This is a genomic window from Parvularcula marina (assembly GCF_003399445.1).
Lineage (GTDB): Bacteria > Pseudomonadota > Alphaproteobacteria > Caulobacterales > Parvularculaceae > Parvularcula > Parvularcula marina.
On record NZ_QUQO01000001.1, the window covers coordinates 553,641 to 565,883 of the forward strand.

A 12,243-nucleotide genomic window follows, 5' to 3' on the forward strand; every position below is an offset into this window, starting at 1 on the left:
GGTTTCAGTCAGTCAGTTCATGCAGCCAAGCGGCGTGGCGCGGTGCTTTTTTCGTCCGTGCCCATTCATCGAGCATGTCAGGCGCAACGCGGTGAAGTTCCGCCATCTGCTCGGGCGTGCCGATATCGCAAGCGAGCTCCAGCCTGTGGCCATTGGGATCGAAGAAATAGATCGACTTGAACACCCCGTGATGTGTCGGCCCCACCACATCGAGCCCTTCGGCTTCGGCGCGTTCTTTCGCGGCGAGCAGCTCATCCATGCTCCCCACACGGAAGGCAATGTGCTGGACCCATCGCGGGGTCTTCTCGTCTCGCCCCATTTCATCGCGTGTCGGCAGCTCGAAAAAGGCGAGCACATTGTTGTTCCCCGCATCGAGGAAGACATGCATGTAGGGGTCTGGCTCACCGGTCGAGGGCACCTTGTCCTCGGCGATAGCGAGCTGGAAATCCATGCCCATCACGCGCTGGTAGAACTCGACCGTTTCTTTCGCATCACGGCAGCGATAGGCGACATGGTGGACGCCCTGAAGGTTGAAGGGATGGTTCATTCCGCCGGCTCCTCGACTTTAAGGACGCCGCGATTGATCTGATCACGTTCGATCGATTCAAAGAGCGCCTTGAAATTGCCCTCGCCGAAGCCTTCCTTGTAATCGCCTTTGCGTTCGATGAATTCAAAAAAGACCGGCCCGATCTGGGGTTCGGCAAAAATCTGGAGGAGGAGGCGCGGTTCGCCGCCCTCGGTCGTCCCATCAAGCAGCAGCCCGCGGGATTTGAGCCCATCGACATCCTCACCATGGCCCGGCAGGCGGCCATCGAGCATCTGATAGTAGGTTTCGGGCGGCGCTGTCATGAACGGCACACCCTTTTCTTTGAGCCTGTCCCAGCAGGCATAAAGATCATCACAGATGAGCGCGATGTGCTGGATGCCTTCGCCATTATATTCGCGCAGGAATTCCTCGATCTGACCTTTGCCACCCTCGCCCTCTTCATTGAGAGGGATACGGATCTTCCCGTCAGGCGCTGTCAGCGCCTTAGAGGTCAGGCCGGTATATTCGCCCTTGATGTCGAAATACCGGATCTCCTGGAAGTTAAAGAGCTTCTCATAGAAGTCCGCCCAGTATTTCATCCGGCCTGTATACACATTGTGGGTCAGGTGATCGATTAACTGGAAGCCGCAACCTTCCGGGTGCCGATCAATACCGGGCAGATAGTCAAAGTCGATGTCATAGATCGACAGATCGTCTTCGCCCTCGCCATAGCGATCGATGAGATAGATGATGGAATTGCCGATGCCGCGAATGCCGGGAATGCGCAACTCCATCGGCCCGGTATTGACCTGAACCGGCTCCGCCCCCTGCTTAAGGAGATAGTCATAGGCTTTGCGCGCATCCCGCACACGGAACGCCATGCCACAAGCCGACGGACCATGTTCGCGCGAGAAGTACCAAGCGGCAGAGTTCGGCTCGTAATTGGTGACGAGATTGATCCCGCCCTGCCGCCACAGCTCGACATCTTTTGAGCGATGCCGCGCGACCTTCACAAAGCCCATGGTCTCAAAGACAGGCTCCAGCACGCCTTTTTCCTGTGCGGAGAATTCGATGAATTCGAAGCCGTCGAGGCCGGCGGGATTGTCGAAGAGGTCTGCCATCAGGGAATCTCGTCAGTTTTGTTGCAATTGAAACTATTTTCGTGTGTAATCATATCTTATCCCGCAACGCAAGCGCCGCTCGCAGGAAAGACCGTCCCCCGTGACCACCAAAACGCTGCTCAATTTGACCGAGTTCCTGCCCTTCCGGCTCTCTGTCCTGTCGAACACGATTTCGGAGCGGATCGCCGCGGCCTATCGGCGGGATTTCGGGCTTTCCGTGCCGCAATGGCGGGTGATGGCTGTGATCGGCCAGAACCCCGGCCTGACCGCAACGCAGCTGGCCGAGACGACACGGATGGACAAGGTCGCGGTCTCGCGCGCCATTGCGGGGCTGATTGATGATGGCCGAATGGAACGCCGCGCGACGCCGCATGATGGAAGGTCGAGCACGCTTTATCTCACCCGACGGGGGGAGGAGATTTATGACGAGGTCGCCCCTCTCGCCCGCCAGTTCGAAGATGAGCTGCTCTCACAGCTCTCCGCGAGTGACCAGAAGGCCCTCAAACGGCTGCTCGACCTGATGGCAAAGGCGGCCAGTCCCGACCAGCCGCTCTGGTAAAGATCAGCTCTGGTAAAGGCTGAAGCCGAGCCCGAGCAGAATGATGATGAGCATCGCGATCCAGTAAACGGCATTCACGAGGACCCATTTGATCACGGCCGAGAACCAGTTCGAGCCGTAAGCCTGCCGCTGGACCAGAAGCGGCTGAAGCGCGCCCCAGGCAAGCGGCACCCACCAAAGGAAACCAACTATCGGAATCTTGCTCCAGACGATCGCGATCAGAAGATACGCATAAAGCGCCGCATGCATATAAAGGCTGACGACGAAGTGGTCGTAGATGAAGAATTTGCGCCGGTAGATATAGAGCAGCATCAGCGTCAGCGCGTAGACTAAAGGCGCAAGAAGTAAGAAGCGCGGCAGGTTCTCCCTCGTCTGCGCCATGAAGAGCCGCGGATCCTCCGTCGCCCGTTTCAGGGCGTCCCCCATCCGATCCTCAAGCTCGATCATCCATTCGTGCTTGTCTTCGTCCTCATCTCCAAAGAGTGAGAAGTTCATGTCATCTGACTCTGAAGCCTCACCTTCTTCCGGCGGCACTTCGGATAATTCTTCCTCCGTCAGCGGAGGGGTTTCCACCGTCTCTTCACTGTTCTCAGTGGACACTTCCTTATTCGGCTTCTCGAGATTGGCGCCCTCAACGAGGTGACCAAGATCCCAGAACGCGGCGAGGAAGAAGAAAACCGAGGCGAAAAGATAAAGCCGGAAAGGCGGTGAATACCGCACCCGCTGTCCGTCGAGGAATTTGCGTGCAAGCTTGCCCGGCGCACGCATGAGCAGCGCGATGGTCCGGAACAGCTTGCCATCAATGGCGAGCGTTTCGACGAAGACATCCTGCACAAGGCCGATGACCGCGCGGCGCGGCTCTCTCGCCGCCTGTCCGCAGACAAAACAATAAGCGCCCTGCAGCTTGGTCTCGCAGTTCTGGCAGTGGCTGCGATTGGGCGATTTTGCCTCGCGGCGAATTTTGCGCATCTCCATGCCGCGCTGTCGCCAAGTCTTGAGTGTGTCCCGCATGGATGCCCCGGTCCCGTCTCTGTGCTTCCCTACATTACACCCCAGTTATTTATTATGGCAAATTGCCGCCACTCTACTGTTCCAGTCAGTTGATCGGGCAGTATTTATCGAGAAAGGCCTGATGGGTGGGCATCCGCTCAACAGCGGTTCGGATATTCGCGTCCAGCCCCGTCATGACCTGGCGGATCTGCTCTTTATCCATGACCCGGCCCATGCGGTGATGCGCCTTTGGCCGGAGGCGCTGGCCGAACATGACCTGCACCCATGAATCGACCCGGAAAAGATCATCCGGCGCCTGATAGGCATGGCCATATTCGCAGAAGAGCTCGATGCGTTCTTTGAGCGTATCGGGAATGTCCATGTTGCGACATTGCCGCCAGAATTCTGAATCCTCCCGCTCGGTCGCATGATAGTGAAGGATGATGAAGTCGCGCACCCGCTCCAGCTCATTGACGGCCATGTCATTATACCGTTTGCGGACGGCTTCTGAGGTTTCCCCGAAAGGGAAGAGCTGGATGAGGCGCGTAATACCGATCATGAAGAGATGGATGCTGGTCGATTCAAGCGGCTCTACGAAGCCTGTCGAGAGCCCCAGTGCGATGCAGTTCTTCTCCCAGACGCGTTCCCGCATCCCAGTCGTATAGCGGATCGGCAAGGGATCGGTCAGCGGCTTGCCCTCAATGCTCTGCATCAAGAGGTCCTGGGCTGCCTCGTCACTGAGGTGCCGGTTGTCATATACAAGGCCATTGCCGACGCGGTGCTGGAGCGGGATTTGCCAGCGCCAGCCCGCCTCATGCGCGACCGCCCGCGTATAGGGCCGCGCATCGCGCACGGCTTCTGTCTGGATCGCCAGCGCCGAATTGGTCGGCAGCCATTCGCTCCAGTCCTGATAGCCAACCCCCAGCGTCTTCTCGATCAGGAGCCCGCGAAAGCCCGTACAGTCGACAAACAGATCGCCCTCTACTTGCTGTCCTTCTTCCAGCAGGAGCGCCGCGATATTGCCCGTCTCGCTGTTCTGGCTGACCTTGGCAATCTTGCCTTCGATGCGCGTAACGCCATGCTTTTCGCTCAGTTTCCGGAGGAATGAGGCATAAGCCTTGGCATCGAGGTGATAGGCATAATTGAGCCGCAGCTTTTCGGAGATGGCGAATTTCTCCGCCTTCGCCGCCTGCAGCTCGAAGCAGTAATTCTCAAGCGGCCCACCGAGCCCCTCCTTTTGCGCCTCAAGCCAGATATTGTGGAACTCGCCCATCCAGGTGGGTTTGCCGATCTGGCCAAAGGAGTGGATGTAGCTATCACCTACCGCGCCCCAATTCTCGAACGAGATACCGAGCTTGAACGTCGCGCGCGTCGCCTTCATGAAGGCCTGCTCATCAATGCCAAGAAGGTGATGGAAGGTCGTGATCGTCGGGATCGTCGCCTCACCTACCCCGACTGTGCCGATATCGGACGATTCAACGAGTGTGATCTTCGCGAGCTTGCCGAGCTGAGTCGAGAGAGCCGCCGCAGCAACCCAGCCGGCCGTGCCGCCTCCCGCAATGACAATCCGTTTTGGTACTGATGTGTTCATTTGGGCTTTCCCTACCGGTTGAGCCGCCGAAGCAGCATCGCCCGTAATCGTCGCGCTGTCATCTCATCCATGGGCCCAAGCGGACCTTTGGCATGATCAGGCAGATGGGCACCGGCTTCTTCCGCTTCACCGAAAATGTAATAATCGAAGAGCGCCTTCCACGCGGCCTTTTCTGATGCCGGGCGATCTCGCAGGCTCAATAATCCGTGCAGTAACGTATTTTGTGGTGTGTCGAGATGGCTGGCCACATCGTTCCACCAGTAATTCATCATCACATTGAAATCAGATAGCGCCTCGACATGGTGCCACCAGAGTGCCGGATAAAAGAGGACATCGCCGGGTGACATTTCTGCCACCTGCCCTGCAGCCAGCGCCTCCCGGAAGCGCGGGAACCGCTCGAAATCTGGCGAACGAAAATCAACCATGCTGACGACCTGCCCGCCGGGGGTTGGCTCAAGCGGACCGGGATAGAGATTGGCGACCTGATCGGGTGGGAACAGGGTGAAGCGCCGATCCCCAACAAGGCAGCAGGCCATATTGTTCGAGATATCGTAATGCGCCGTCGCGGTCGTCCGTGTACCGATCCAGATGCTGACCAGCAATTGCTTCGCAAAGTCCTGTTCCGCCAGCGGCAGGTCATTCTCCGCCCGAAAGCCCGGCAGATAACCGTCAACATCGGTTGAGCCGACATAATAGGATGAGGCCTGATCATCTCCCAGATGCGCCGCCATCCCATCAAGATACTCATCAAGCCGGACGCGGGCCGCTGTGAAATTGAGCCCCGTCATCTCGTCATTATAAAAGAACCGCCCACCAATTTCGGGTGGGCCAGTAAAACCGGTGACAGGCGCGCCGCCGTAAAACCGTTTCAGATAGTCGATTGCCGCACTCGGTGACTCAGCTCCTGCGGCAACGGCTGGCCAGTCCCGTGCGACGCCTTTCATCAGGACCGGGCGCCCCTCCGCGATCAGCTCGCTGAAAGGGACGCTATCCGGCGACACCCCATCAATGATCCTGACATGCGGGAGCGCAGACATCTGACTACCCGGCCTGTTTCATGTTCTTGAGATCGATCAGATGGCTGACATTACCCGTCGAGGACAGAACCATATAGGCCAGATGCAGGAATCCCTGATCGTGAAGTGTCTTGAGCTGCTCCGCAGAAAGAGCCGACATCGCCTCGGCGGAAATTGTATGCATGTCAGGCACAACATATTTATTCGTGTCGGATGTATTGATCTCGACCGTCACAGGCTCGATCAGGCCCGCCTCTTCAAAGGCGGCAAACATAGGCGCCATGAGCTGGTGGCCGGCATGGATAAGCTGGAGGACGCCTGTGATCTGATTGAGAAACGGCGCATTCCCCCCATGCGGCAAAAAGAGTGGCACACCGTCCGTTCGCGACAGCCGCGGATCGTCCAGATCGACCTGGATCATCGCGCCCTGCCCTTGCACCTGCGGATTATCCGGCGACGGCAGACCGATCAGGAATGGCCCGCGCGTGATAATCGCGGGGATGTAGCGCGTCCGCCACCCCTTCGGCCCGAGGAAAAGATTTTCGTCCTTATCAAGACCAAGAAGCGCCACCGGCTGGAACGCGCCATCCTGTCCTTTGCGGAAAAAGATCGGGAATTCTCGCTGTACTTCGGGAAATTCAGTCGGGAAGACGAGAACCTGATTGACTTTGTCCGCATCCGTCGGCGCGGATGGCGGGATGAATTTCAGGTCGTGGTGATCGACATTGTTCAGAACGGCTGTGTTGGTCATGGCACACGATAATCCAGATCGCCCTACATGGCGAGCCTCCCTCGAAGGAGAGCATTATTACTCTGTCTCAAGATGAAAAAGGCCGCTCCACCGGAACGGCCTTTCCCTACTCATTTAAGCCTTGGGAGGTTAAGGCTTAGAACTTATAGCGCGCGCCCACGAGATAGCGCGGCTCCAACTCCTGAATGAACCAGAAGTTGCTGTAGTCACGGGAATAAGTCCGCAGATTCTCACCCGTGAGGTTAATCCCCTCGAACGAGACGGCCAGATTGTCCGTGATGTCGTAAGTGATGTTAAGGTCGAGCTGCTCAAACTCATCGACGAAGACCGGGTTCCGGTTACCGCCGGAGCGGTTCGTCGAGGCTAGGAAGTCGCCGCGCCAGTTATAGGCAAGCCGTGCCGAGAGGCCGTACTTTTCATAGATCAGCGTGGCGTTGGCACTGTCGGAGAGACCTTCGAGGGCGAATTGATCCACATTCGGATCAGCACCGACGTCGATACCGACATCCCCTTCGACCATGGTGTAGTTTGCCGCCACACCAAAGCCCGTGTCACCGAAGAAGTGCTGAACAGCCGCTTCGATCCCGTGAATATTGCCTTCACGGTTGTTGATCGGACCGGTCACCTCAAAGGCGAAGAGCGGGTCATTGGCATCAGGCACGACATCATAGGCACCGAAGGTGGCGTCAACGAAAGCCTGATCAAGCGAGCCGCCCGAGAAGTTGGCGCTGAACATGGTGACAGCATCCGTCAGACCGAACTGGTCAATCAGGGCTGTCATCGTGAACAGGTTCACATCGGTTGGATCCGCGCCGAGGCCCGAAAGGGCATCAAGAGCATCACCCGAACGTGAGCCAGCCGCACCGGAGCTCGGATCACGCAGGCCGAAGAGGTTCTGCGTGGTCTGACCGACACCGATGAAGTTCCGTACACGCTTGTCAAAATACCCGATCGAGACATAGCTCGCATCGTCGAAATACCATTCGAGCGAAACGTCGAAGTTTTTCGAGACAAGCGGCAGGAGCCCGGCATTCCCGGAAGAACCTGTCGCAATCCCGCCAAGGGCCGTTGGCCGTGGCGGAGTATTGGCGTCATCGGCGACAAAAAGATCACCGAAGTTCGGCCGCGCTAGCGTTTCACTAAATGACACCCGGCCGATGACGTCGGGCCGGAACTCTAGCGAGAAGTCCATGGACGGCAGCAGATTGTCATAAGACCCGCTGTCAGACACTGGCTGGACATCTGACGTTAGCGCAATGGTGAAGTCGTTATCTGCCTGCCAAATGATGTTCTGCGGAATGGCGACTTCAGCCAGTGCAGAGACATCGGTTTCCTCATAGCGGACGCCCGCGACGAGGTTCGCTGGCATGCCGCCAATATCGCCTTCCCAGGTGATTTGACCGTACACGGCGAAGATGTCTTCTTCGACCACGTTGAAGTCACGCCCGGTGTCGTTAACCGGATTGCCCATGCCAGCATAGGCCGCCGAGAGAAGCGAATAGAGCTCAACGGCATTCGCCTTGAACGCAACCCGGGCATCACCCGCCTCGAAGTCGTCATAGAGACAAGAGAGGCAATATTCGCTGACCACTCCTGGCGCGAATTGCTGGACGTCACCGGGATTGTTGATCCCCCAGTCACCAAGCGTTTGCTGCGTCTGGGTACGGCGCATGGTCATTTCAGACGCACGCCAGTTCACCCCAAAATCGAGCTTGCTGCCGATCTCATCAAGATCCCAGCTGGCATCGAGACGAAGCTCATCGACATCCTGCCCCTGGAAGGACGTGTTCGTCCGGGCAATCTGCGAGCCTAGATCACCGACATCGAGAACGCCGTTGCCATTGCCGCGCAGCATGTCATCCAGCGTATAGCGCTGGACCGGGAAACCGGACCGGATGTCGAGCGAATGTGCCGCAACAACAGGTGCGCCCATCGACACGAGTGTCGAGCTTGTGCCATTCGGCGCATCCGGGCCTGATTCGGCTTTCGACGTATGCGCATCAAGTGACAGGGTCAGACGGTCGCTTACTTCCCATTCGGCATTGAGGCCGAGGGATTCAAGCGTGTCTTTGCTACCGCGGAATTGCTGCTCAAAGCCGATATCCTTCACCCCGTTCAGGGTTTCCTGAAGGTAGACGGTGGTACCCACGACCGGGTTATCGTCAAAGATCACTTCGCCGAAAGGACGGTTAAACCAGTTCGTCTGGTCCGTACGCTGCTCTTCCAGCTTGTTCTCCGCATAGGTATAATCAACCGTCGCAGTAAAGTTCTCCTGCGGACGGAATTGCAGCACAGCCTGGCCATTGAGACGCTCGCGTGTTGCCTCAGCAAGGTGATAACGGCTGTCATTTGGATAGGAGACAAGCTGGTCAGCTGCTGGCGGATTGGTCACCACAGTCGAGCCGTTGATCCGGCCATTGGCCGTATCGAGGAAGAAGTCACCCGTATTGATGTTCCAGTTGTTGCTGGTCGCGCTGACCGAAGCGCTGTCCCGACGCTGCCAGCTGCCGAAGACGGCGGCCCCGAGCGTGTCATTGTCATTGGTCCAGCTGTAAAGGCCGGCAATTTCCGGGGTCAGCTCATCACCGTCCTCGACGCTGGTGTCAAACACACCCTTAACCGAAAGCGTCCCGCGGACACCCGGATTATCAAGCGGACGGGCCGTTGAAATATTGACGGTTGCCCCGATGCCGCCGGACGGGATCGCCGCACGACCGGTTTTGTAGACTTCAAGGCCGCTCACCCCTTCCGAGGCCAAGTTCGAGAAGTCGAACGCCCGCGAGGAACCGGTGGCAAAGTCCGCCTGCTGGTCGCCGCCGACCGTGGCGACATTCGCTGTCGGCATAGTCCGACCATTGAGGGTCACAAGGTTGAAGCTGGCGCCGAAACCACGAGCCGTGACGAGCGAGCCTTCACCGTTCACCCGGTCAATCGAGACACCGGTGATCCGCTGTAGCGATTCCGCAAGGTTCGTATCCGGAAATTTACCGATATCTTCTGCGGAAATCGCATCGACGATACCGTTTGATTCACGTTTGACATCCATCGACTGCATCAAGGATCCGCGGATCCCTGTGACGACGACGACATCATCATCCGCGTCATCCTGTGCGAATGCTGGCGCATAAGCGCCCATGATGAGGGTCGAGGCTGTGGCAAGCAGCGCAGTACGGCGCAGACCTCTTCCCGGTTGACGGTTACTCATGAAAGTTCCTCCCAATTTTATGCGTTTACAGACTTTTCAGAACGCAAAGACCCCTCGTCACGGCAAGCAGGCCTGCCGCGCCTCATGATCCAGCAAGCAGCCTGGTCGGCTAAAACCGCTCAGAACCGCTCAAAAACAGACAACATCCGGGGAAAGACCCGTCGAACGTTCTCCTCCAACCTGGGACGAAGTGAGACGTTGAAATGGCGGCATTGCGCCTGCCCCCCTCTCCGCAGAATGTTAGCGCTAGCAGGATATAAATGTTAGCGCTACCCTTTTTGCAGCAATCGGCCATGATATCCGCAAAGGGTGCGGCATTTTCGTCACGAGCAGGATCACGGAAGCACTGTGTTTTATTGCATCTGCGAAATTCCGCAGACGGTCTTTTGGCTGGAAAAAGAACGCCTTGGCCTAGAATTTCAGCGCCTTTCAGGAGCTAAATGCCAAAGGTCATTGGAATGAGGAGAAATTCGCGAAGGAAGTGCTTTTGGCCTCAATCATCGAATCGATTGGCCAAACAAAGATGGTGCAGCCAAGTGAACAGACTTTGAACCAAGTGTTCGAGGTTCTGGCTGACTGGGAGGCCCAATTAGCCGAGACTGACCTAAGCGTTTTGGAGCTAGATCAGTGAAAGGCCGCCGCAATCAAGCGGCGGGCATCAGTGATATTTTTCAGTCTGATACAGCCAGACCCACCCGCCAGAAAACCAAGCGCCCCGCACCCCTCTCGATCCGCGTCAGCGAGGCCGAGCGTGTCTGGCTGAATGAGCAAGCTGCAGGCGGCTCCATCAGCGCCTTTGTGAAGCAACGGATTTTCAGAGGTTCCAGCATTGCTCCTGCGGCTCGCTCCGGCGGAACGCGCATTGACGATACCACGGCGGCGAAAATTCTCGCGGCGCTTGGTCAGTCGCGGATCGCCAGCAACCTCAACCAAATTGCCAAGGCGGTGAACCTCGGCACCCTCCCCATGAATGAGGAGACTGAACGGGATATCCGTGAGGCATGTGCTGCCGTCATTCAGGTGAAAGCGGTTCTGATGGCCTGCCTGCGCACATCGCCGGAAGTTCGCCTATGATAATTGTCGCCTCACAAAGAGGCGGTGCAGCACAGCTCGGCCTCCACCTTCTGAACGTCGAAGACAATGAGCATGTCGAACTCCACGAGATCAGCGGCTTTGTTGCCGATGATGTTGTCGGAGCATTCAAGGAAGCGCAGGCGGTCAGCAAAGGCACACAGTGCCGCCAGTTCCTATTTTCCGTCTCATTCAATCCGCCGGAAGGGTCGTATGTTGAGATCGCGGCTTTTGAAGATGCCATCAGCCGTGTCGAAAAGCAGAATGGCCTCACCGGGCAGCCGCGCGTGATCGTCTTCCATGAGAAGGAAGGACGGAGACACGCTCACTGTGTCTGGTCACGAATTGATGCAGAGACAATGACCGCACGACCGCTGCCCTTCTTCAAACGTAAGATCATGGACATATCTCGCGACCTCTACCGCGAACATGGATGGGAGATGCCGCGCGGGCTTGAAGATGATCGCCTGACGGATCGGCGCAACTTTACGCTTGCGGAATGGCAGCAGGCAAAGCGGGCCGGATATCATGCGCGGGATCTGAAGCAGCTTATCCAGAATGCCTGGCGGCGTTCTGATAATGCCGCCTCTTTCACGGCAGCACTCGCCGAGCATGATCTGAAGCTCGCGAAAGGCGACCGACGCGGCCATGTCATTGTCACGCATGAGGGCGAAGTTCTGTCCGCCAGCCGCTATATCGGCGTGAAGCAAAAAGAGATTGCCGCTGCCATCGGCAAGCCGGATGCGCTCCCCAGTGTTGAAAATGCCAAGGCTCTCTTTGCCGAGGAAGACCGGAACGGCTTCCGTGACCACCTGAAAGCGACACTGGAGCAATCGGCGCAGATTCTCCGCCCGCTTATCAGAGGGCGACGTGACATGACCGTGCGTCACCGCGAGCAACGAATAGACCTCGCAGCATGTCACAAGGAACGAGATGAGCGCGACCAGCTCGAACGAGCCGCCCGCTTTGCGAAAGGCATTCGGGGTGTCTGGGAGTGGATGACAGGCAAGCGCTGCAAGATCGCGGAAAGTAATGCTCAGGAAGCAGAAGCCGCCAAGCTGAGAGACCAACGCGAGGCGGAAGCCCTCAGAAAGCAACAACTCAGCAAACGGAAAATATTGCAGGATGCCTTCAAGCAGGAACGCGTCCGCGCGATTGACGCACGAGTACGGTCAAGACGCGCCCTCCATGAACTGGATGGCGCCTCAGGGCTTGAAGCCCCGGCAAGCCGCAGCGGTGACAGAACACGTGCAGGAAAAACGCTTGAGACCGAACGAGGCAATGCCCTTGATCTGAACCGGACGACCTCCGCCGGGTACGGAAAGCCGGACGGGCCGGATTTGGAAATTTAGGTTTATCCTTCTCCTATCCGCTCACATTGCGGCTCACATTGTAAGCCGCAATGGGGGAACG

10 protein-coding genes are annotated in these 12,243 nt (G+C 57.4%); 3 read left to right on the top strand and 7 right to left on the bottom strand.

Annotated features, from left to right (window positions below; genetic code table 11):
* Window positions 1-4: 4 nt before the first annotated feature.
* A complete protein-coding gene (locus tag DX908_RS02575) occupies window positions 5-547 on the bottom strand; it encodes a VOC family protein (protein WP_116390894.1) in 543 nt (180 codons plus the stop codon).
* The gene (hppD, locus tag DX908_RS02580; protein ID WP_116390895.1) at window positions 544-1,647 is read right to left on the bottom strand and encodes a 4-hydroxyphenylpyruvate dioxygenase; all 1,104 of its coding nucleotides are present in this window, start codon (window positions 1,645-1,647) and stop codon (window positions 544-546) included. Before hppD ends, DX908_RS02575 begins: the two co-directional genes overlap by 4 nt.
* A gap of 100 nt (window positions 1,648-1,747) precedes the next feature.
* Between hppD and DX908_RS02585 the strand changes: the two genes are divergently transcribed.
* Entirely contained in the window at window positions 1,748-2,206 is a 459-nt protein-coding gene (locus tag DX908_RS02585) for a MarR family winged helix-turn-helix transcriptional regulator (protein WP_116390896.1), read from the top strand.
* Window positions 2,207-2,209: 3 nt separating this feature from the next.
* On the opposite strand, the gene DX908_RS02590 is transcribed toward DX908_RS02585, so the two are convergent.
* The 5 genes from DX908_RS02590 to DX908_RS02610 form a co-directional block, all read right to left on the bottom strand.
* Window positions 2,210-3,217, bottom strand: a complete 1,008-nt coding sequence (locus DX908_RS02590; RefSeq protein ID WP_116390897.1) for a DUF3667 domain-containing protein — start codon at window positions 3,215-3,217, stop codon at window positions 2,210-2,212.
* An 85-nt stretch (window positions 3,218-3,302) separates the two neighbouring features.
* The gene (locus tag DX908_RS02595) at window positions 3,303-4,787 is read right to left on the bottom strand and encodes a tryptophan halogenase family protein (protein WP_116390898.1); all 1,485 of its coding nucleotides are present in this window, start codon (window positions 4,785-4,787) and stop codon (window positions 3,303-3,305) included.
* Between the two features lie 11 nt (window positions 4,788-4,798).
* Window positions 4,799-5,824: a cupin-like domain-containing protein gene (locus DX908_RS02600; RefSeq protein WP_116390899.1), complete on the bottom strand. Its 1,026-nt coding sequence runs from the start codon at window positions 5,822-5,824 to the stop codon at window positions 4,799-4,801.
* Window positions 5,825-5,828: 4 nt separating this feature from the next.
* Window positions 5,829-6,554, bottom strand: coding sequence for a SapC family protein (locus DX908_RS02605; RefSeq protein ID WP_116390900.1), 726 nt, complete (start codon window positions 6,552-6,554; stop codon window positions 5,829-5,831).
* 136 nt (window positions 6,555-6,690) lie between these two features.
* Complete coding sequence (locus DX908_RS02610; protein WP_199564562.1) at window positions 6,691-9,759, bottom strand: TonB-dependent receptor; 3,069 nt, start codon at window positions 9,757-9,759, stop codon at window positions 6,691-6,693.
* 627 nt (window positions 9,760-10,386) lie between these two features.
* On the opposite strand from DX908_RS02610, the gene mobC reads away from it, so the two are divergent.
* Together mobC and DX908_RS02620 are read left to right on the top strand one after the other, a co-directional pair.
* Window positions 10,387-10,833 (top strand): plasmid mobilization relaxosome protein MobC, encoded by a 447-nt coding sequence (gene mobC / locus DX908_RS16540; RefSeq protein WP_116390901.1) that lies wholly within the window; start codon window positions 10,387-10,389, stop codon window positions 10,831-10,833.
* Window positions 10,830-12,182 carry a relaxase/mobilization nuclease domain-containing protein gene (locus tag DX908_RS02620; RefSeq protein ID WP_158548441.1) on the top strand — a complete coding sequence of 451 codons (1,353 nt, stop codon included), beginning with the start codon at window positions 10,830-10,832 and terminating at the stop codon, window positions 12,180-12,182. The genes mobC and DX908_RS02620 overlap by 4 nt, the downstream gene beginning before the upstream one ends.
* Window positions 12,183-12,243: the final 61 nt, after the last annotated feature.